This window comes from Paracidovorax sp. (genome assembly GCF_057642795.1).
Map to the genome: position 1 here is coordinate 244,199 of NZ_JBXYZY010000040.1, position 20,822 is coordinate 265,020.

Here is a 20,822-nt window from a genome sequence, read left to right on the forward strand (position 1 = left end):
GCATTCGCAATCACCTCCGCAACACGGAATAATCGCGCCCTTCACACGCATGCCACGATCGCCTGGGCCACCGCTACGGCGGCCTGTCGGCGCGGCATACGCGCAGTCGCCCTACAGCCGTGCCGCGCGGCGGATTCGACACTGTCGGACGCCCTGCGCCAGCGCTCTTCTCCATTCCCCGCTCTCCGCCATGTCCTCCGAACAGAACGTGCAGACTTCCTCGCATAACCCCACCGACTCCGCCACCGATCGCACTCCCGCCTCGTCCTACCGATGGCAATTCTTCCGCGCTGGCGGCGTGGACCAGGTCATCATCCGCAGCGGCCAGGACATCGCCCATCTGCCCGAGCTGGACCAGAAGCTCTGGGTGGCGCTGGCCTGCCCCACGCGCGGCATCGAATTCGACACCCGCACGCTCGACCTGATCGACACCGACCAGGACGGCCGCATCCGCCCGCCCGAGCTGTTGGCCGCCTGCGCCTGGGCCTGCAGCCTGCTGGCCGACCCCGAAGAACTGGCCCGCCCCGGCGACAGCCTGCCGCTGCAGGCGCTGGCCATCGGCAGCGCGGAAGGCGCGGCGCTGCAGGCCCAGGCCCAGCGCATCCTGGCGCTGGCCGATCGCCCCGAGGCCGACGCGATCACGCTGGCCGAGGTGCTGGCGCGCAGCGGCCAGTTGGGCGCACAACGCTTCAACGGTGATGGCGTGGTCAGCCCCGAAGCCGCGCAGGACGACACACTCGCCGCGCAGACCCTGCGCTGGATCATGCAGACGCACGGCAGCGCGCCCGCCGTGGACGACCAGCCTGCCGGGGTGAACCGCCCGCTGGCGGAGGCCTTCTTCGCCGACGTGGCGAAGTTGCGCGCCTGGCACGCTGCGGCCCTGCAGGCCACCGCCGGCCTGCCGCTGGGCGAAGGCACGCTGGCCGCCGCCCGCGCGGTGAACAAAGTCAGCGCCAAGGTGGAGGACTTCTTCGCGCGCAGCCGGCTGGCGGCCTACGACCTCAAGGCCGCCGCCGCGCTCAACCCCTCGCAGGAGGCCTATGCGGCGCTCGCCACGGGCCAGGACCTGGCCCTGTCGTCCGACTCCATCGCTGCGCTACCCATCGCGCCCATCTCCGCCGTGGGGCCGCACGGCGTGCTGCCGCTCGCCGACGGCGTGAACCCGGCCTGGGGCAGCGCGCTCGCCACGCTCAGCGCCCAGGCGGTGGAGCCGCTGCTGGGCGCAGGCACCGACCGCCTGACCGAGGCCCAGTGGCAGCAGGTGAAGACGGCGGTAGCGCCCTGCCAGCAATGGCTGGCGGCCAAGCCCGCAACGCCGCTCGAGTCCATCGAGGGCGAGGCGCTCTTCGAGGACGTGCTGCACGGCGATGCCGAGTCGCGCGTGATGGAGCTCATCACCCAGGACGAAGCCGAGAAGGCCCACAACGACGCCACGCTGGCGCTGGAAAAGCTGCTGCGCTTCAAGCGTGACCTGATGACGCTCCTGAACAACTTCGTGTCGTTCTCGGCCTTCTACCAGCGGCGCGGCGCCATCTTCCAGGCCGGCACGCTCTACCTGGATGCACGCAGCTGCGATCTGACCGTGCAGGTGCGCGATGCCGCAGCGCACGCCAAGCTTGCCGGGCTGGCCAAGAGCTACCTGGCCTATTGCGACTGCACGCGGCGCGGCGACAAGGGCGCCACCGAGAAGATGACCGTGGTGGCGGCCTTCACCGCGGGCGACGTGGACTTCCTCTTCACGGGCCGCAACGGCGTCTTTTATGACCGCCAGGGCCGCGACTGGGACGCCACCATCACCAAGATCATCGAGAACCCGACCAGCATCGCGCAGGCCTTCTTCTCGCCTTACAAGAAGTTCCTGCGCATGATCGAGGAGCAGGTCGCCAAGCGTGCCGCCACCAGCGATGCGCGCGTGGAGAAGTCGCTCAGCGCAGAGGCCGGCAGCCTGGCGGCCACGCCGCTCACGGCATCCGCCGCCGCAGCGGCCGCCAAGCCGGCAGTGACCGCGGCCGACACCAGCCTGCGCCGCACCGACGTGGGCACGGTAGCCGCCATCGGCGTGGCCCTGGGCAGCATCAGCGCGGTGCTGGTGGGCATCTTCGGCAAGTTCATCGAGCTGGGCCCGTGGATCCCGATGGCGCTGGCAGGCATCGTGCTGGCCATCTCGGGGCCGAGCATGCTCATCGCCTGGCTCAAGCTGCGCCAGCGCAGTCTAGGGCCGCTGCTGGACGCGAGCGGCTGGGCCATCAACGGCCGCATGCGCATCAACACGCGCCTGGGCGGCTCGCTCTCGCAGACAGCCCACGTGCCGCCCAATGCGCGCCGCATGCTGGACGATCCCTTCGCCGAGCAGCGCGGCGGCCTCTGGCTGGGCCTGGCGGCCGTGGCGGCGCTGGGCGCGGCGGCATTCGCGGTGTGGCGCACGATCGGTTTCTGATCGTTCACCCTGCCGGAATGCTATTTTTTCAATAGCGCGCCACCCAAACAGCTCAAGGGCTGCAGACCGAAACCCCTTGAAACCGCGAGAGCGGGGCAGCTACAGCCCCTCTTCGCCCCACCGCGCCGCGCCCTGCAGCGCTTTCATATCGGTGGCGCACAGATCGGCCTGGGCGGCGCGTTCCAGCGCATAGGCCGACAGCCGCTCGCTCGCCTGGCGCAGCGCCGGGTGCAGGGCGCCCACCGAATGCAGCGCACGCTGCAGCGCCACGCCCACTTCGACCGAAGCCGCCGCATAGCGCGCCAGCGGCTCGAACACGTCTTCCACCATGCCGGCCTCGCGCAGCCCGGGCGCGGTCACGCGGTCGCAGGGGACTGCCACGGCACCGGCTTCCCGCTCGGCCGACTGCTGCCGGTGCGCCCAGTGGGCCAGCGTGCGCGCGCCCGCGCCCATCACGTCCAGCGCCGTGCCGGGGTCGTTGACGGACGCCGACATGGCCCGCGCCGCCACCTCGCCCATCACCACGAAGCCGTAGCGCGGGTCGTGGTCGAAGCTGCGCCCGTTGCCGATCAGCACCGCCTGCAGGATGGCCTCGCGCTCCTCGGCGTCGATGGGCCGGTCGCTGGTCACGAGCACGGTATGGGGCGCGACGAAGGCGCCAGGCAGCACGTGCAGGTGCAGGTGGCCGTCCAGCGCCTCGGCGCGGGCCTGCAGCAGGTCCATGGCCACGTGCTGCACGAAGCCAGTGGCGTCGCTGCGCACGGCATGGGCGCCGCGCTCGCCAGGCCGCTGCCGGCGCCCGCCCAAAAAGGGCTTGGCCACGCGCTGATCAATGGCCTTGCGGGTGGCTTGCTCCAGCCGGCGGATGGTCTCGCCCAGGCGGCCCAGCACCGAGAGGTAGTCGATCCATCGCAGCAGCACCACGACCACGCCGAGCAGGATGAGCAGCGTGAAGCCGAACAGCACCAGCCGGCCGCCGTCGCCATACACCTGCACGTGCAGTCCCACCAGCGCGACGACGCTGTAAAGGAAGGCGCCGATGAACACCGCCAGCGTGTTCTGCACGGTGGAGTCCTCTGTCAGCAGTTGCGAAGCGCGCGGCGTGGCGCTGTTGGCCACGGCCGAGAACGCGGCCACCATGGTGCTGGCCGAGAAGATGGACACGGTGAGCATGCTGGAGGCCAGGATGTTCAGCAGACTGTCCAGCGCGCCCGAGCCCAGGTTCAGCGCCACGCCGTCGGGGATGTGGGGCCCGAGCCAGGTGGCCAGCGTGACGGCCGCCACGGCCAGCAGGGCAAAGAGTGCGCAGCGCAGCCAGGTCTTGCGCACCAGGCGCTGCAGGACAAAGAGCAGTTGTTCGGACATACCCTCGAATATCCGCAAGCGGTGGCCGGGGCGGGTCTCCGTCCGCTGCCGAGCGATGTAGGCGAATGCCGCCTCTTCAGCGCCGGATCACTTCATCACCAGCCCGCCGTCAACGAACAGCACCTGCCCGGTCATGAAGCCGCTCCACTCCGAAGCCAGGAACAGCACCGGCCCCGCCACGTCCTCGGGCCGGGCGATACGCCGGAGGGGCGTGGCGGCGGTGATCGCCTCGCGCAGCGCCTCCGGCGTGGACTGGCTGGCCTGCGTGGGATAGACCAGCCCCGGCGCCACACAGTTGACGCGGATGCCCAGCGGCCCCAGTTCGGCCGCCAGGTTGCGGCTGAAGGCCACCAGCGCGGCCTTGGCCGTGGTGTAGTCGTGATAGGGCACCACGGGGTTCTCGACCAGGTTGGTGGCGATGTTCACGATGCTGCCGCGCGCGCGCTGGCGCAGGTGCGGCAGCACCGCCTGGCAGACGTTGAAAGCGCCGCCCACGGCGCCGTCGAACTGGGCCTGGTAGTCGGTCCAGGGCACATCGCCGAACAGCTTGCGGTGGCGGGCATCGAAGGCCAAGGGCCTGAAGGCGTTGTTGACCACCACGTCGATGCGGCCGGCCTCCAGCACCACCGAATCCACCATGGCGCGCACCGCCTCGGCATCGCCCACGTCGGCCTGCACGGCCCAGGCATCGCCGCCGGCGGCGCGGCAGGCCGCCACCGTCTCGTCGGCCGCCGCGTGATTCGAGAGATAGTTAACCGCCACGGTGGCGGCTTCCTGCGCGAAGGCGCGGGCGATGGCCGCGCCGATGCCCCGGCTCGCGCCCGTCACCAGAACGACCTGGCCCTTGAACTTCATGGCGTGCTCCTCGCTCCTCAAGGCCTGCGGGTCACGCCGCAGGCAGCAGGCTGGCGTCCACCACGTCGGCCACGCGGATGTCACGCTGCACCAGGCCCAGCGCGCGGTAGGCATCGGCCGCCTTCTGCAGCGATGCAAGGTTGAACGCACCCAGTGGCTGGCCGGGCACCGACGGCTGGGCCGACGCGTTGCGTAGCCGGATCACCTCCAGGTTCGCGTCCTGCTGCGTGCCGTCGATCGCGACCTTCATGGCCAGCGCGGCGGCGTCTTCGGGGTGCGCCATCATCCAGGCGGCGCTGTCGCGGTAGCCCTGCAAAAAGGCGCGCAGCAGCGCCTTCTTCTGCGCCAGCACCTCGTTGCGCACCACGAAGAGATCGCTGGAGACATTGAGGTAGTCGCGCACCTGCATGACGTTGACGGCGCCCAGTCCCTTGCGGCGGCCCACGGCCAGGCCCGTGTCGGTGGCGGCCGTGGCATCGACCTGGCCCTGCAGCAGCGGCGCGAAGTTGAGCAGGCCGGTGACCACGATGGTCACGTCCGACTCCTTGAGCCCCGCCTGGTGCAGCAGCACCAGCAGGTTCTGCCGCGTGCCGCTGGAAAGGCTATACACGCCGATGCGCTTGCCCTTCAGGTCGGCCGGCGTGCGGATGCCCGAGGACTGCAACGACACCACGTTGAACACGTTCTGCGGGTAAATGTCATAAATGGCGGTGAGCTTCTCGCCTTTGTCCAGCGCCATGAAAAACGATCCCGGATCGGTGAAGGCCACGTCGCCCTGGCCGCTCAGCGTGTTGCGCAGGGCATCGCCGCCGCCCGCGCCGGGCAGGTAAGCCAGCTCCACGCCGCGCGCCTTGAAAAAGCCCTTGTCGGGCTCGGCCAGCAGGTTGGTGATCTCGCTGATGGGCTTGCTCCAGCCTGCGACGGTGATCTTGCCCAGGGCCGGCGCAGCAGGCGCTGCAGCGCCGGCCAGACGGGTGACGGCGAGGCCTGCGGAAGCCGCCAGCAGCGTGCGGCGCGAGAGGAATTCAGGTCGTTGCATGTCGTCCAAAAGGTGAGTTGAAAGAAGTTCAGAAACGATCGGCATAGGGCCGCAGCAGCCAGCGCTCCAGCCACAGCGTGGCCTGGTACAGCAGCAGCCCTATGGCCGCAATGAGCACCAGCGCCGCGAACATCAGCGCGGTGTCCATCATCCCCTGCGCGGCGATCACCACCGCACCCAGGCCCTGGCTCGCACCGATGAATTCGCCCACCACCGCGCCCACCAGCGCCAGCACCACGGCCATGCGCAGGCCGGCGAGGATGGCCGGCAGCGCCTGCGGCAGTTTCAGGTGCACGAGCGTCTGCCAGCGCGTCGCGCCCAGCATGCGAAAGAGCTGCAGCCGTGGTGCATCGGCCTGCTGCAGCCCGGTGAAGGTGTTCTCCATCAGCGGAAAGAAGCAGATCAGCCCCGTGATGAGCGCGGTGGATGGAATGCCGAAGCCGAACCACAGCACGAAGAGCGGCGCCAGCGCCAGCTTGGGCACGACCTGGCTCACCACCACGTAGGGCCGAAGCACACGTTCCAGCAGCGGCGATTCGGCCAGCGCGATGCCGATCGCCAGTCCTGCGAGACCTCCGCCCGCCAGTCCCAGCAGCAGCGCAGACAGCGTGGCCCGCACATGCGGCAGGAAGTAACCCGTGCGCAGCCCCTGCCACAGCGATGCGGCGATGGCCGAGGGCGCGGGCAGCACCAACGCGGAAAGGCCCGAATGCCGGGCCGCCCATTCCCACGCGCCCAGCAGCGCCAGCAGCAGCGCGGCGCCCAGCGCGCGGTAGGGCCAGGCGGACGTGGTGGCAGACGACGGACCGAGTCGGCTCATGCGCCCACCCCGTCCAGGCTGGCGCGCACGCGGGCGCAGAGGCGGTTGAAGGGCGCATCGTGGCGCATGGCCTGGGTGCGCAGCCAGGGCAGGTCGATGCGGATGTCATCGGCAACGCGCCCCGACTGCAGCACGGCGATGCGGTCGCCCAGATAGACGGCCTCCGTGATGTCGTGCGTCACGAACAGCACGGTGGTGCCGCGCTCCCGGCAGGTGCGCAGCAGATCGTCCTGCAACTCGGCGCGGGTGATGGCGTCGAGCGCGGCGAAGGGCTCGTCGAGCAGCAGCAGCGCCGGCTCCAGCACCAGCGCACGCGCCAGCGCCACGCGGCTTTGCTGGCCGCCCGAGAGCTGGCGCGGGTGGCGCTGCGCGTGGCCGCCCAGCCCCAGCTGATCCAGCAGCGCCTGCGCGCGCGCCACGTCGGCAGGCTGCGGCCGGCGCTGCAGCGACACGGGCAGCAGTACGTTGTCGAGCGCGCTGCGCCATTCGAGCAGCGTCGGCGCCTGGAACATGAAGCCCAGCTGCGGCCCGGGCGCCACCACCTCGCGGCCCTGCATGCGCACATGGCCCGTCTGCGGGCGCAGCAGGCCGGCGGCCAGCTGCAGCAGCGTGGTCTTGCCGCAGCCGCTGCGGCCCACGAGGCAGTGCACCTCGCCCGCGGCGATGCGCCAGCTCACGCCGTCCACCACCGGGGCGCGGCCGGGATAGGCGAACACGGCCTGATCGATGTCGAGAAAGGCATCGCCCGCAAGCTGCGCTGCGCCCGCCATGGCATTCATCTCGGCTGCAGTCTCAGTCGGCATAGGGCGCGAAGGCCTCGGCGGCGGTTTCGGCGGAGGGCTCGATCTCCACCATGCGCACCAGGTCCAGCAGGTTGAAGCGGCCATCGTGGTGCCAGCCGGCTTCGGGCGTGCTCATCGCGCCGATGGCGCTGATGCGCGTCACGCCCGCCGCGCCCAGCAGCGCGGCGAGGCGCTGCAGTTCCTCAGGCGAGGCGGCGACGCCGGCGGTCTGCAGGAACGCGCCGTGGCCGGCGATGGCGCGCTGCACGTCGTCCAGCGCATCCACGGCCACCACCTGAACGCTGCGCTGCAGCGCGGTGGGCGAGAGCGGCTGCGGGGCGTCGCCATAGGCCACGCTCCAGGCGTCTTCGGGTGTGCCGATGAGCTCGTCCGCCGCCGCGCCGCCGGGTGACGAAAGGCCGCGCCACTCCAGCGCCTGCCGCCAGCCGGCCACGGCGGCGGATTCCTCCACGTCCAGCGGCCGGCGCGGAAAGCGCCGGGCCAGCTGCGCCAGCTCGCCCGCCAGATAGCCCGCGAAGGCGCGCGGCGACACGGCGCCACCGCGCTGCACGTAGAAAACATGCGGCGAATAGCAGCCCTGCTGGTCGTAGCGCATCACGTCCCACGCGGCGCGGCGGGCGACGGCCGGGGCATCGAGCGCATCGAGCGCCGCGGCCGTTACCACGCCGAAGCCCAGCTTGTGACCATGCGGCAGAAAGCGCGTGGTCACGGGCAGGCGGCGCCGGATGGCATCCAGCGATTCGTTGCCGCCATAGGCCAGCACCGTATCGGCCTGGGCATAGAGCGCCGCCGCATCGTCGCCGCCCGCGCCCTTCCACCACACCACCGCGAAGCAGTCGGCCAGCGGCGGATGCACCTCGGCCAGCAGCTGCGCGAACCAGCCCGCGAAGAGCGGCTCGGCGCTGGGCAGCTTGCCGATGCTGCCGGCCTTGACCAGCAGGCCGCACACGAAGCTCCAGAGCGCCAGCGCCGGCACGTTACCGGCCCAGCTGTGCACCAGCAGGCCGGGCCCGAAGGCCCGCACCGCGCCGCCCTTGGCCGCAGGCTGGAAGCCGTCGAGCGCCAGCGGGTTGGAAAAATCCTCGGCCACGAAACGGCGCAGTTGCGGCGCGCGGAAGTTCTTGAAAAAGCCTGTCAGCCCCAGGCGCACCATCTCGGCGTCGTAGCCGCTCACCAGGGGCAGCAGCGCCTCGGCCTGCCGGCGCAGCGGATCGCGGCGGTCCAGCAGGCGGGCAATGGCCTGGTCGATGATGGCGATGATCTGCTCCACCGCCATGGATTGAAGATGGTGGGCCGCGGCCTCGCGCACGCGCAGGGCCAGCGCCTCCATCTGCGCGGGAGTGAGCACGGGCACTTCCACCTCCAGCCGGGCGCTGCCGTGCGCGAAGGGCAGCACCTGCCAGGTGATGTCCGCGGGATCGAGGCCGGGCAGGTAGCCGGCCCGCACCCGCGGCACGGCAGCGGCGACCGCCACCTTGGGCGTCATTTGCCGGCGGCCCGCATGAAGTCCTGCACCGCCATCGAGCAGCCCTTGGCCTGCGCGCCTTCGGCCCGGCCCAGCAGCAGGAAGCCTCCGTCGGCCCACTCGCCTACGTCCTCGGTCAGGATGGTGGTGACCGAGTTGTAGTTGGCCAGATCGCAGTGCACGAGGATGCCACGCTCGCCGGGCGGCACATCGCGGCCCGTGGCCGGGTCCACCAGCCGCGAGCGGATCCAGTGGGGGCCGGACTTGACCGAGGGCACCTGGGCATTGCCGTCGTCATAGAACTGCGTGCTGAGTTCCGTCATGCCGTACATGTTGACGCAGAGCTCGCGCGGCACGCCCAGCATGTACGACAGCCCGGAATAGAACTCCTCGGGAGGCACCTCGCGCGACTGGCCCTTGTAGCCGCCCGTGTCCAGCACGCGGCTACCCGGTGGCAGCTTGAAGCGCCGGCCCTTCTCATGCAGGGACTCCATCAGATGCACGAAGCTGTAGCTCGCGCCCAGCAGGGCGTAGGGCGTGCCGGTGCGCTCTGCGGCTTCGAGCGCGGAGCACAGGCTCACCACATGCATGCCGTGCGTGCCCACAAAGTGCCGGCTGACCGGGCTGCCGAAGACGTCCTTGGCAAGCGCGAGATAGTGCGCCAGCGACGAGTTCGGCATGAGGTGCTCATCAGGAAACAGGATGCCCATCGGCATGGGCCCGGCGCCGCGCATGAAACGCCGCTGGAAGTTGCGCGCCATCGACATGTCGTACACGTCGAGCTGGGGGTGGAAATGCCGCCCGCGCACCTCGCCGCCGCGGGTGGTGCCGCTGGTCATGAAGACGCGTTCGTCCGGGCGCGGGGCCTCGCAGCGCAGCTCCATCGCCTTGAAGGCGTCGATGGGCACGGCGGGAATGTCCGTCCAGCGCTGCACGCTGCGCAATGTCGCGCCGCGGCGCTGGCAGAAAGTGCGGTAGGCTGGGTTGGATGTGTACTGGTACGTGAAGAGCCGCAGCGCGAGTGCATTGAACTGCGCATCGATGGACCCGCCCCCGCCGCCTTCTGGTTGTTGTTGTTCTTGTGGTGGTTCCATCGCAATGAATGCGAGGATGTCCGCGACCAGCGCGGCGACCTTGTCCATGGGGCTTTCTTTCCTTCGTGACCTACTGTGCCTGTGAACGGATGCTCCGAAGATCACAGGACCTGCCATGGCCACCCCGGGCAGGGTGGCGACTGACAGCTCTTCTTACGCCGGAATGACCCGGTTCAAGTTCTCGGGTGTGAATCTCAGCACGCGTGTGCACCCCGGAGCGTTAAGGCAATCTTACGGCAATGCCCTTACCCGGCGTTGCGGCGCGGCCCTCACGCTGGGGAAGCGAGCAAGTGGGCATGGTCACGGCCCGTGCGGGACACTGCGACTGGCCTGAACGGTCGGCACCATTGCGGATCGCTGTGGCAACTCATGACCCAGACAGAGCAACCGGCACACCATCCAGTGGCAGCCCGGGTCCCACGCAAGCCAAGCTCGCATGCGGAAAGGCCCGTGCGATGCCGAGGCCCGCGGTCGAGAAACAGCGCCCGGTAGAACGAATTCCTCAGCAATGGAGGCAAAAAAAAACCTGCCGCATTGCTGCGACAGGTTTTTTCATTCCTGCGTGAGCGGAATGCTGTTTGGTGGCCTGGGACGGAATCGAACCGCCGACACAAGGATTTTCAATCCTCTGCTCTACCGACTGAGCTACCGGGCCTAAGCCTTAAATTATAGCCAGAAAAAACCGAGTTCCCGAAAGAAACGAGATTTTTTCTCGAGACGCCTTGTCAGCCCCGCTTGCCGCGGCCCAGATCCACGCCCAGCTGGCGCAGCTTGCGGTAGAGGTGGGTGCGCTCCAGGCCGGTCTTTTCGGCAACGCGGGTCATGGAGCCGCCTTCGCGAGCCAGATGGAATTCGAAGTACGCCTTCTCAAAACCGTCGCGCGCTTCGCGCAGAGGCCTGTCCAGGTCGAATCCCTGGCGCGACTGGGGGCCGGAGCCCGCCGGGGCCGAATCAGCGGAGATGATGGTGGACACCGTCACGGCGCCCAGGGGAGCTGCCGCAGTGGCTGCCGCGCCCAGGGAAAGCGCGCCGCCGGGGCCCTCGGCGGGCTTGCCGATGTTCGCGCCACCCTGCGCGGCCGCGGCGGCCGGAGGCGTGGCGGGCACGGCGGGCTGGCTGGCGCTGCGAGCCAGGCCTTGCTCGACGGCCTTGAGCAGCTTTTGCAGGGTGATCGGTTTTTCGAGGAACGAATAGGCGCCGATGCGCGTGGCTTCTACGGCAGTGTCGATGGTGGCGTGGCCGCTCATCATGATGACCGGCATGGTCAGCGTGCCTGCGGTGGCCCATTCCTTGAGCAGCGAAACGCCGTCGGTGTCCGGCATCCAGATGTCGAGCAGCACCAGGTCGTAGTTCTGTGCGGCGCGGGCTGCGCGCGCGCGCGTGGCGTTCTCGGCGAGGTCCACGCTGTGGCCTTCGTCATTGAGGATTTCAGAGAGCAGGTCCCGTATGCCCAGCTCGTCGTCCACCACCAGAATATTTGCCATGTACTTCGATCCGCCTTGTGTGTGATGACTGCGTGTTGCTAAACCACCACCGTATGTTCAGGGGCAAATGATAGCGACACTTGCGCACCGATCACCGTGTCGCCGTCCATGCGGTTGAGCAGGTCGATGCGCGCGCCATGTTCGTCGGCGATCTTCTTGACGACCGCCAGCCCCAGGCCGGTGCCGCGGGCCTTGGTGGTGACGTAGGGTTCGAACGCACGTTGCAGGATGTGTGCCGGAAAGCCCCCGCCCTGGTCCTGCACAGTGAGACGCACGCGACGGGACGATTCGCTCCAGCGCGTGCCGATGCGTACCGGCGGCCAGGGGGTCGGCACACCGTTTTGCATGCAGGCCTGCTCGGTCGCATCCTGGGCGTTCTGCAGCAGGTTGTGCACGACCTGGCGCAGCTGCTGCGCATCGCCTGCGATGCTGGGGCACTTCGGGTCCAGATCGGACTCGACCCGCACATGGGCGTTTTCCTCGCCGTACAGATGCAGCACGTCAGAGACGAGCGCGTTCAGATCCAGCGGCTGCAGGTCGGCGGCGGGCAGGCGGGCATAGTCGCGGAATTCGTTGACCAGACGCTTCATCGCGTCCACCTGGTCCACGATGGTCTTGACCGATTTGGCAAGCACGGCCTGTTCGGCATCGGGCAACTTGCCCGAGAGCTTCATTTCCAGCCGCTCGGCCGACAACTGGATGGGCGTCAGCGGGTTCTTGATCTCGTGGGCCAGCCGGCGTGCGACCTCGCCCCAGGCCTGCGCGCGCTGGGCCGAGACGATTTCGGAGATGTCATCGAACACCAGGAGGCGCGAGGTGTCGGGCAGCTCCGCGCCACGCGCAATGAGGCTGGTGCCGTTGGGCACCACGCCGCCGCCGGGCGCGTGCAGCGCGAAGGGGTGCTGCCAGTGGTCCAGCCCATGGTGGTCGCGGTCGCCCAGGAAGATGTCGAACTGGGTCTGCACGGCGGTGGCGAATTCGGCCAGGCCCGGCACCTCAGCCAACCGCCGGCCCTCGAACGCGGCCATGGGAGCGCGCAGGATGCGCGTGGCGCCGGGGTTGGACGAGACGATGGTCCCGTGCTCGTCCAGCACCATGACGCCGGCGGTCAGGTTGTCCAGGATGGTCTGCAGATTGGCCCGGGCCGCGCTCACCTTGTCCATGCTCTGCTGAACGGCGCCGCGCGCATCGGCCAGCTGCTGGGTCATGAGCGCGAAAGAGCGCGTGAGGCCGCTGAGCTCGTCCTTGCGCTGCAGCACGGCCTTGGGGCTCAGGTCACCCGCGGCCACCTCGCGCACGCCCTCGGCCAGCAGCAGAAGCGGTCTCGCCAGCTGGTTGCCCAGCAGCACCGCCAGCAGCACGGCCCCGAAAACCGCCAGGAACAAGCTGAGCGTCAGGGTGCCGATGTACATGCGCCGCAGCCCGCCCCGCGCCAAGGCACGCTCCTGGTATTCGCGATTGGCTTCCTGCACGGTGATGGCGTTGGCCACCAGCGCCGTGGGCAGGGAGAGCGTGGCCTGCAGGTAGCGCGGCTCGGTCAGCACGCCCAGGCTGGGGTTGTCCACCGCGACCAGCGCCTTGACGCGCACGCGTTCGGCCCCGGCCGGGTCGGTCAGGTCTTCCAGACCGTCGATCTGAAAGGTGAGCCGCTGCTGCCGCGCGTTGCGGAACTGCTGCAGTGACGGCCGCTCGGGATTGAGGCTGAAGCGTGACTGTCCGGCGCTGGCCACGAACTGGCCCGAGGCGCCCCAGAGCACGACATCGTCCGCGCCGAGCTCGTCGCGCACGCGCTCGAGCACAAGGCCGGCCGCTGCGTCCGGCACCGTCGCCAGGCGGGAACTGGCCACGCGCGCCTTGTTGGCCTGGTCACTGGCCAGGGTATCCAGCGTGACGCGCGCCAGGTTCACGCCGGCGGCGAGAGCGCCCTCGACCTTCACGTCGAACCAGCTTTCGATTGATCGCGAGACGAACTGGTAGGACACGACGTAGATCATGAGCCCGGGCACCAGCCCCACCACCGCGAAGATGCCCACCAGCTTGAGCAGCAGGCGGCTGCCAAACCGCCCGCGCCGCAAACGCACCACGAGCCGCACCGACACCCACACCAGGATGGCCGCGAGCAGCAACGCCACGAAGGCGTTCACGCCGAGCAGCCAGGTGTAGTTGCGCTCGTACAGCGCCCGGTTGTTGGTGGCCAGCGTCAACAGGAACATCAGCACCAGGCCAATGGCGCTCATGACGGCGACGCCGGTGCCGACCACCCAGCGCATGAGGCGGGCCTGGCGCGCGGCGCGCGAACGGGCGGATGCAGCCGAGGGCGACGGCGTCTGGCCAGAACCGAAGGGGGTCATCGGGTGGGCTCGGCCGGCGTGAGCTCGGCGCTGCGCGACATCGAAAGCGACCAGCCCGAGCGCCCCATGGCGCCGATCTGGAACGGCCGGGGTAGCTGCGACATGTCCAGGCGGAACTGGTAATGCACAACGTAGGGCGCACCGGGCTCGAGCATGCCCGGCTCAGCGATGCGCCAGCGGGCGATGCGTTGCATGGCGCCGATGGCATCGCGCAGTTCGTCATAGCTCTGCCCCAGCGCCACGCCCAGGCCGGCCGCGCCGAAGGGAGTGGTCGACTGGTTCACGCGCCAGCGCCGCGTGAGCGGCTGGTAGCTCAGGCGCAGGTAGCGCACGGCCTGTGCGACCTGCTTGTCGGACCAATACCAGCGCTCGCGCACCACGACGGCCTCAGCCACGAAATGCATGGAAATGCCCTTGTAGAGCGCTTCCTCGGCCAGCGGCGGGAGCTCGAAATCCATGGAGGCCGAGAGAAAGAGGCCGTCGGCGCTGTAGTCCAGCTGCAGGTCGCTGACGGTGCCGCTGGACTGGGCTTGCGCCAGCCCCGGCGCCATCGCAAGAGCCAGGAAGGCGCAGAACCACAGCCGCGCCAGCCAGCCGCCGGCAGCGGGCGAGCGCGCAGCCTCAGGCCGGGGCTTTCTGGAAAAGCGCGTAGAAGAATCCGTCATGGTCACCTGCCGGATTGTCCGGGACGGCACCGGCCTTGTCCGCCAGGCCGGGAATTAAATGTCCCGGCGACGGCATCGGCACCGCATCGGTGTTGCGCTGAAGAAACGCTTGCACCTGGGCATCGCCCTCGGCGCGGAACACCGAGCAGGTGCAGTAAAGCAGCCGCCCGCCGGGGCGCACCAGCGGCCAGAGGCGCTCCAGCAACTGGGCCTGCAGCGTGGCCAGTTGGGCGATATCGGAGGGGCGGCGCAGCCAGCGCACGTCCGGGTGGCGGCGCACGATGCCCGAGGCCGTGCAGGGCGCGTCGAGCAGGATGGCGTCGAACGGCTCGCCGCCGCTGCGCGCCCACCAGTCGTCCGGACGCGCCGCATCGGCCACCAGGATCTGCGCCGGCGCCAGCCGCAGGCGCTGCAGCGTGTCGTGGATCCGCTCGGCGCGCACCGGGTCGATCTCCAGCGCGGTCACCTGCCACACCGCGCCGGGCGGCTGGTATTCGAGCAGGTGGGCCGTCTTGCCTCCGGGCGCCGCGCACGCATCCAGGAGGCGCAACGGAGCTGACAGGTCCATTCCCTGCAGCAGCAGTGGCGCGGCCTGTTGTGCGGCGGCGTCCTGCACCGAGACCACGCCGTCGGCAAAGCCTGGCAGCTGCTGCACGGGCTGCGGGTGGCCCAGCTCGATGCCGTCTGCGCCCACCGCTATCGCTTCCAAATTCATAGCATTCAGCGCTTGCAGATACTGCGCCGGCGTGCTTTTTTGCCTTGAAACCCGCAGCGTCATCGGCGCGTGGGCATTGTTGGCCTGCAGGATCTGCTGCCAGTGCTGGGGGTGGTCCTTGCGCAGCCGCTCGATCCACCAGGCCGGATGGTTCCAGCGCGCGACCGGGTCACCCTCGGTCGCGGCCACGCTGGCATCGCGCTCCCGCAGGAAACGGCGCAGGCAGGCGTTCACGAAGGCCGACTGCGCCTGCGTGGCGGGGTTGCGCTTGGCAGCCTCCACAGCCTGGTTCACGAGAGTGAAGGGCTCATAAGGCGCCTCTTCCGGATTCCAGGCCAACGCCAGCGCGGTGCAGAGCAGCGCGTCGATGCGCGGCGGCGGGTTGCGCGGGGCCAGTTGGCGGCGCAGGGCCTGAGCGCGCCCCAAATGGCGCAGAGCCTGGAACAGCAGGGCCTGCACGCCGGGCCGCAGCCCGGGGGCCACGGCCGCCAGGGCCGCCGTGCCCGACTGGCCGCCCTGCACGGCCTGCAGCGCCTCGGCCGTGGCCTGCAGCAGCTTCCAGAGCGCGGGAGCGAGCGCGTGGTCTGTGCCAGCGCCGGCGCCAGCATCGCCTTCGGCGCGGGGCGGCTGTGCGGCAGGGCCGACCGGAGGGCGTGGGCGGGGCTGGGAACGGTCAGGGGACATGTCGGGCGATCAGCGAAGCGAGAGAAAAGCCATGGTCACAGCGGGCGGGCTTGGTGAAAGCCGAAGAGCCATGCCAGGACACTAGCGGGAAATTGCGCGATGGCGCGGTTGTATTGCGCCACAGCATCGTTGAACTGCTGCCGGGCCAGGTCGTTGTGAGCGGCCTGCTGGTCGCGCCGGATGATCCAGGCGGCCAGGGTCTGGTCGGCGGGCGGCGCACCCGCCGCAGCGTAGGGCACCGGCCCATCGCCCACGCCATCCACCGGAGCGCCAGCACGATCGCGCACGACGGCCTGCCAGGCGACATTCAGCACCTGCTCGGCGGTGGAGAGCGCGGCGGCCGCGGCGGTATCGAGCGGGCGTGCCCGCGCGGCGGCCAGCGACGCGCCGAATTGCGTGGTGGCGGCCCAGAGCGCCGCCCGGGCGTCGGACGGCGAACGCTCGGGCAGCAGCGTCGCCTCGTATTCGCCCAGCATGGTGATGGTGCGCACCAGGTGCGCGTCCAGGCCCCCGAAGGCCTGGATGGCGGCAGAGCGCAGGCGCATCAGCCGGTTGTAGGCCCCCACTGCCCAGAAGAGCAGCACGGCCAGAAGAATCCAGGTAGTCAGCATGGCAGCGAGTCAGGCGCTAACGCGTTCAGCGATCGATGGCGGCGCGTTGCATTGAAGGTAACGAGGCAACCGGGGCGAGCGCCACGCGCTGCATGCAGCGCGCGAAACCGCCCATGACATGAAAAAGCTCCCGGCCTGCCGGGGTCGACAGGGCGGGAGCTTCTGGGTCGGCGGAACGGACGTTCCTGTCGGCTTATTCGGCCGCAGCGCCGCCCGTGTCGCCGGTCACTTCGGCGGCTTCGTCATCGCTGGAGCCTTGCAGTTCGGCGGCTTCGGCTTCGGCGATGGCGCGGCGCTCGGCGTCGTCCATGGCTTCCTTGGCCTTGCGTGCCTGGTGGTAGGCCAGGCCCGTACCAGCTGGGATCAGACGACCCACGATGACGTTTTCCTTCAGGCCACGCAGCTCGTCGCGCTTGCCCATGATGGCAGCCTCGGTGAGCACGCGGGTCGTTTCCTGGAAGGACGCGGCCGAGATGAACGAATCGGTGGACAGCGATGCCTTGGTGATCCCCAGCAGCACGTTGGTGTAGGTCGCGGGGATCTTGCCCTCGGCCTGCAGACGTTCGTTGGTGTTGAGGATTTCCGAGCGTTCGACCTGTTCGCCGGCGATGTAGCCGGAGTCGCCCGACGATTCGACCACGACGCGGCGCAGCATCTGGCGAACGATCACCTCGATGTGCTTGTCGTTGATCTTCACGCCCTGCAAGCGGTACACGTCCTGCACTTCATCGACGATGTAGCGCGACAGCTCTTCGATGCCCAGCAGGCGCAGGATGTCCTGCGGATCGGCCGGGCCGTCCACCACGGACTCGCCCTTGTTGACCACCTGGCCTTCGTGGACCAGCACGTTCTTTTCCTTGGGGATCAGTTCGTCCCAGACCTTGCCGTCCGGATCGGTGATCTGCAGGCGCACCTTGCCCTTGGTTTCCTTGCCGAACGACACCGTGCCGGTGATCTCGGCCAGCATGCCCTTGTCCTTGGGCGAGCGGGCTTCGAACAGTTCGGCCACGCGGGGCAGACCGCCGGTAATGTCGCGGGTCTTCTGGCCTTCGACCGGAATACGCGCCAGCACTTCGCCGGGGCCCACGTCCTGGCCATCGCGCACCTGGATCAGCGCGCCGACCTGGAAGCCGATGGTCACCGAGTGGTCGGTACCGGGGATCTTCACCTCAGCGTTGTTGCCGTCGATCAGCTTGACCTGCGGACGCACCACCTTGGCGGAGCCGCGGCGCTTCGGATCGATCACGACCAGCGTGGACAGACCGGTCACATCGTCCACCTGCTTGGCGACGGTGAGGCCTTCCTCGATGTTCTCGAATCGCACCTGACCGGCGAATTCCGTGATGATCGGGCGGGTCAGCGGGTCCCAGTTGGCCAGGATCGTGCCGGCCTTGACCGTCTGGTCGGCCTTCACGGTCAGCGTGGCGCCGTAAGGCACCTTGTGGCGTTCGCGCTCGCGGCCATGCTCGTCCTGGATGATGACTTCACCCGAACGCGCGATGACGACCAGCTCGCCCTTGCTGTTGGTCACGTAGCGCATCGTGGCGTTGAAGCCGATCACGCCGTTGGACTTGGCTTCCACGCTCGAGGCGATGGCGGCACGCGAAGCGGCACCGCCGATGTGGAACGTACGCATGGTCAGCTGCGTGCCGGGTTCGCCGATGGACTGGGCAGCGATCACACCCACGGCTTCGCCGAGGTTGATCAGGCCGCCACGGCCCAAGTCGCGGCCATAGCACTTGGCGCAGAGGCCGTAGCGGGTTTCGCAGGTCAGCGCGGTGCGCACCTTCACTTCGTCCACGCCAGCGGCTTCCAGCTCTTCGAGGGTGTCCTCTTCCAGCATATGGCCAGCCGGCACCAGCACGGAGCGGGTTTCGGGGTGCAGCACTTCTTCGGCGGTGGTGCGGCCCAGCACGCGGTCGCGCAGGGACTCGATCACTTCACCGCCTTCGACGATGGCGCGCATCACGGAACCGTTGGTCGTGCCGCAGTCCTCTTCGGTCACCACGAGATCCTGCGTCACGTCCACCAGACGGCGGGTGAGGTAGCCGGAGTTCGCGGTCTTCAGCGCCGTATCCGCCAGACCCTTACGGGCACCGTGGGTGGAGATGAAGTACTGCAACACGTTCAGACCTTCACGGAAGTTCGCCGTGATGGGGGTCTCGATGATGGAGCCGTCAGGCTTGGCCATCAGGCCGCGCATGCCGGCCAGCTGGCGGATCTGGGCAGCAGAGCCCCGGGCTCCCGAGTCCGCCATCATGTAGATGGCGTTGAAGGATTCCTGGGTCACTTCGTTGCCGTGGCGGTCGATGGTCTTCTCGACCTTGAGCTGGTCCATCATGACCTTGGACACGTCGTCGCCGGCCTTGCCCCAGATGTCCACCACCTTGTTGTAGCGCTCGCCAGAGGTCACCAGACCGGAGACGTACTGCTGTTCGATCTCTTTCACTTCCGACTCTGCGCGGGCCAGGATGTCGGCCTTTTGCGGCGGCACCAGCATGTCGTCGATCGCCACCGAGAAGCCGGCGCGCGTGGCCAGGCGGAAGCCGTTCTGCAGCAACTTGTCTGCGAACACCACGGTTTCCTTCAGGCCGCACTTGCGGAAGCTCACGTTGATGAGCTTGGAGATTTCCTTCTTCTTCAGCGCCTTGTTGATGTTGCTGAAGGGCAGGCCCTTGGGCAGGATCTCGGACAGCAGCGCGCGGCCCACGGTCGTGGCGACAAGAGAGGTCGAGGGCTCGAATTCGCCCGTGGCCTTGTTCTTGGTCCACTCGGTCAGGCGCACGTTGATACGGGCGTGCAGCTCGGCCTGGTTGGCATCCAGCGCGCGCTGGACTTCACCCGTGTCGGCGAACACCAGGCCTTCGCCCTTGCCGTTGACCTTGTCGCGGGTGGCGTGATAGAGGCCCAGCACCACGTCTTGCGACGGGACGATGGACGGCTCGCCGGAGGCGGGGAACAGCACGTTGTTGGAGGCCAGCATCAGCGTGCGGGCTTCCATCTGCGCTTCGACCGACAGCGGCACGTGAACGGCCATCTGGTCACCGTCGAAGTCGGCGTTGAAGGCCGCGCAGACGAGCGGGTGCAGCTGGATGGCCTTACCTTCGATCAGGATGGGCTCGAAGGCCTGGATGCCCAGACGGTGCAGCGTGGGAGCACGGTTCAGCATGACCGGGTGCTCCTTGATGACCTCTTCCAGGATGTCCCAGACCACCGGCGTGCCGGATTCGACTTCCTTCTTCGCAGCCTTGATGGTCGTGGCGATGCCCATCGCTTCGAGGCGCGAGAAGATGAACGGCTTGAACAGCTCCAGGGCCATCAGCTTGGGCAGGCCACACTGGTGCAGCTTGAGCGTCGGGCCCACGGTGATCACGGAACGACCGGAGTAGTCCACGCGCTTGCCCAGCAAGTTCTGGCGGAAACGACCGGACTTGCCCTTGATCATGTCGGCCAGAGACTTCAGGGCACGCTTGTTGGCGCCCGTCATGGCCTTGCCGCGGCGGCCGTTGTCCAGCAGCGAATCGACGGCTTCCTGCAGCATCCGCTTTTCGTTGCGCGCGATGATTTCCGGAGCCTTCAGCTCCAGCAGGCGGCGCAGACGCGAGTTGCGGTTGATGACGCGGCGATAGAGGTCGTTCAGGTCGGAGGTCGCGAAGCGGCCGCCATCCAGCGGCACCAGCGGACGCAGGTCCGGCGGCAGCACGGGCAGCACTTCCAGCACCATCCACTCGGGCTTGATGCCCGACTTCTTGAAGGCCTCAAGCACCTTCAGGCGCTTGGCGTTCTTCTTGACCTTGACTTCGGAGCCGGTCAGATCGCCGCGCAGCCGCTCGATCTCCATGTCGATGTCGATGGACTCGAGCAGGTCCTTGATGCCTTCGGCGCCCATCTTGGCGATGAATTCATCGCCGTATTCCTTGCGCTTGGCGTCGTAGTCGTCCTCGGACATGATGCTGAACTTCTTCAGCGGGGTCATGCCGGGGTCGGTCACCACGTAGGCTTCGAAATAGAGCACGCGCTCGATGTCGCGCAGCGTCATGTCGAGCACCAGGCCCAGACGCGACGGCAGCGACTTCAGGAACCAGATGTGGGCGCAAGGCGCGGCCAGATCGATGTGGCCCATACGCTCGCGGCGCACCTTGGTCTGCGTGACTTCAACGCCGCACTTCTCGCAGATCACGCCGCGGTGCTTCAGGCGCTTGTACTTGCCGCACAGGCACTCGTAGTCCTTGATGGGGCCGAAGATCTTGGCGCAGAAGAGGCCGTCCCGCTCGGGCTTGAACGTGCGGTAGTTGATGGTTTCCGGCTTCTTCACTTCGCCGAAGGACCACGAACGGATCTTCTCGGGCGAAGCCATGCCGATCTTGATGGCATCGAAATGCTCATCGGGCGTGAATTGCTTGAACAGGTCGAGTAGCGATTTCATGTGACTCT

Annotated in this window: 14 protein-coding genes and 1 tRNA gene; 1 reads left to right on the forward strand and 14 read right to left on the reverse strand. The window is 68.4% G+C overall.

Features of this window, described 5'->3' with window-relative positions:
• Positions 1-190 precede the first annotated feature (190 nt).
• On the forward strand, positions 191-2,437 hold the full coding sequence (locus AC3A84_RS17200; RefSeq protein ID WP_487971251.1) for a hypothetical protein: 2,247 nt from the start codon (positions 191-193) through the stop codon (positions 2,435-2,437).
• Positions 2,438-2,536: 99 nt separating this feature from the next.
• Here the strand turns inward: AC3A84_RS17200 and AC3A84_RS17205 are convergent, their stop codons facing one another.
• The 14 genes from AC3A84_RS17205 to rpoC all read right to left on the reverse strand — a co-directional run bounded on the left by AC3A84_RS17205 (position 2,537) and on the right by rpoC (position 20,814).
• Complete coding sequence (locus AC3A84_RS17205) at positions 2,537-3,802, reverse strand: DUF2254 domain-containing protein (RefSeq protein WP_487971252.1); 1,266 nt, start codon at positions 3,800-3,802, stop codon at positions 2,537-2,539.
• An 87-nt stretch (positions 3,803-3,889) separates the two neighbouring features.
• Entirely contained in the window at positions 3,890-4,657 is a 768-nt protein-coding gene (locus AC3A84_RS17210) for a 3-oxoacyl-ACP reductase (protein WP_487971253.1), read from the reverse strand.
• A gap of 31 nt (positions 4,658-4,688) precedes the next feature.
• On the reverse strand, positions 4,689-5,696 hold the full coding sequence (locus tag AC3A84_RS17215) for an ABC transporter substrate-binding protein (RefSeq protein WP_487971254.1): 1,008 nt from the start codon (positions 5,694-5,696) through the stop codon (positions 4,689-4,691).
• Positions 5,697-5,724: 28 nt separating this feature from the next.
• Positions 5,725-6,516, reverse strand: a complete 792-nt coding sequence (locus tag AC3A84_RS17220; protein WP_487971255.1) for an ABC transporter permease — start codon at positions 6,514-6,516, stop codon at positions 5,725-5,727.
• Positions 6,513-7,286 carry an ABC transporter ATP-binding protein gene (locus AC3A84_RS17225; protein WP_487971273.1) on the reverse strand — a complete coding sequence of 258 codons (774 nt, stop codon included), beginning with the start codon at positions 7,284-7,286 and terminating at the stop codon, positions 6,513-6,515. Before AC3A84_RS17225 ends, AC3A84_RS17220 begins: the two co-directional genes overlap by 4 nt.
• Before the next feature lie 22 nt (positions 7,287-7,308).
• Positions 7,309-8,805, reverse strand: a complete 1,497-nt coding sequence (locus tag AC3A84_RS17230; RefSeq protein ID WP_487971256.1) for an acyl-CoA reductase — start codon at positions 8,803-8,805, stop codon at positions 7,309-7,311.
• The gene (locus AC3A84_RS17235; RefSeq protein WP_487971257.1) at positions 8,802-9,926 is read right to left on the reverse strand and encodes a LuxE/PaaK family acyltransferase; all 1,125 of its coding nucleotides are present in this window, start codon (positions 9,924-9,926) and stop codon (positions 8,802-8,804) included. The genes AC3A84_RS17230 and AC3A84_RS17235 overlap by 4 nt, the downstream gene beginning before the upstream one ends.
• Positions 9,927-10,457: 531 nt before the next feature.
• Positions 10,458-10,533 (reverse strand) — tRNA-Phe (locus AC3A84_RS17240).
• Positions 10,534-10,603: 70 nt separating this feature from the next.
• Positions 10,604-11,362, reverse strand: coding sequence for a response regulator (locus AC3A84_RS17245; protein WP_487971258.1), 759 nt, complete (start codon positions 11,360-11,362; stop codon positions 10,604-10,606).
• Between the two features lie 38 nt (positions 11,363-11,400).
• Entirely contained in the window at positions 11,401-13,713 is a 2,313-nt protein-coding gene (locus AC3A84_RS17250) for a sensor histidine kinase (RefSeq protein ID WP_487971259.1), read from the reverse strand.
• The gene (locus AC3A84_RS17255) at positions 13,710-14,378 is read right to left on the reverse strand and encodes a DUF4390 domain-containing protein (RefSeq protein ID WP_487971260.1); all 669 of its coding nucleotides are present in this window, start codon (positions 14,376-14,378) and stop codon (positions 13,710-13,712) included. Before AC3A84_RS17255 ends, AC3A84_RS17250 begins: the two co-directional genes overlap by 4 nt.
• On the reverse strand, positions 14,335-15,777 hold the full coding sequence (rsmB, locus tag AC3A84_RS17260; RefSeq protein ID WP_487971261.1) for a 16S rRNA (cytosine(967)-C(5))-methyltransferase RsmB: 1,443 nt from the start codon (positions 15,775-15,777) through the stop codon (positions 14,335-14,337). Before rsmB ends, AC3A84_RS17255 begins: the two co-directional genes overlap by 44 nt.
• 35 nt (positions 15,778-15,812) lie before the next feature.
• Complete coding sequence (locus tag AC3A84_RS17265) at positions 15,813-16,388, reverse strand: LemA family protein (RefSeq protein ID WP_487971262.1); 576 nt, start codon at positions 16,386-16,388, stop codon at positions 15,813-15,815.
• 193 nt (positions 16,389-16,581) lie between these two features.
• Positions 16,582-20,814 carry a DNA-directed RNA polymerase subunit beta' gene (rpoC, locus tag AC3A84_RS17270; RefSeq protein WP_487971263.1) on the reverse strand — a complete coding sequence of 1,411 codons (4,233 nt, stop codon included), beginning with the start codon at positions 20,812-20,814 and terminating at the stop codon, positions 16,582-16,584.
• Positions 20,815-20,822: the final 8 nt, after the last annotated feature.

Coding starts and splice junctions, on each gene's coding strand:
- AC3A84_RS17230 (WP_487971256.1), bottom strand. CDS start 8,805: ATGACGCCCAAGGTGGCGGTCGCCGCTGCCGTGCCGCGGGTGCGGGCC.
- AC3A84_RS17225 (WP_487971273.1), bottom strand. CDS start 7,286: ATGGCGGGCGCAGCGCAGCTTGCGGGCGATGCCTTTCTCGACATCGAT.
- AC3A84_RS17200 (WP_487971251.1), top strand. CDS start 191: ATGTCCTCCGAACAGAACGTGCAGACTTCCTCGCATAACCCCACCGAC.
- AC3A84_RS17235 (WP_487971257.1), bottom strand. CDS start 9,926: ATGGACAAGGTCGCCGCGCTGGTCGCGGACATCCTCGCATTCATTGCG.
- AC3A84_RS17215 (WP_487971254.1), bottom strand. CDS start 5,696: ATGCAACGACCTGAATTCCTCTCGCGCCGCACGCTGCTGGCGGCTTCC.
- AC3A84_RS17250 (WP_487971259.1), bottom strand. CDS start 13,713: ATGACCCCCTTCGGTTCTGGCCAGACGCCGTCGCCCTCGGCTGCATCC.
- rpoC (WP_487971263.1), bottom strand. CDS start 20,814: ATGAAATCGCTACTCGACCTGTTCAAGCAATTCACGCCCGATGAGCAT.
- AC3A84_RS17245 (WP_487971258.1), bottom strand. CDS start 11,362: ATGGCAAATATTCTGGTGGTGGACGACGAGCTGGGCATACGGGACCTG.
- AC3A84_RS17210 (WP_487971253.1), bottom strand. CDS start 4,657: ATGAAGTTCAAGGGCCAGGTCGTTCTGGTGACGGGCGCGAGCCGGGGC.
- rsmB (WP_487971261.1), bottom strand. CDS start 15,777: ATGTCCCCTGACCGTTCCCAGCCCCGCCCACGCCCTCCGGTCGGCCCT.
- AC3A84_RS17205 (WP_487971252.1), bottom strand. CDS start 3,802: ATGTCCGAACAACTGCTCTTTGTCCTGCAGCGCCTGGTGCGCAAGACC.
- AC3A84_RS17220 (WP_487971255.1), bottom strand. CDS start 6,516: ATGAGCCGACTCGGTCCGTCGTCTGCCACCACGTCCGCCTGGCCCTAC.
- AC3A84_RS17255 (WP_487971260.1), bottom strand. CDS start 14,378: ATGACGGATTCTTCTACGCGCTTTTCCAGAAAGCCCCGGCCTGAGGCT.
- AC3A84_RS17265 (WP_487971262.1), bottom strand. CDS start 16,388: ATGCTGACTACCTGGATTCTTCTGGCCGTGCTGCTCTTCTGGGCAGTG.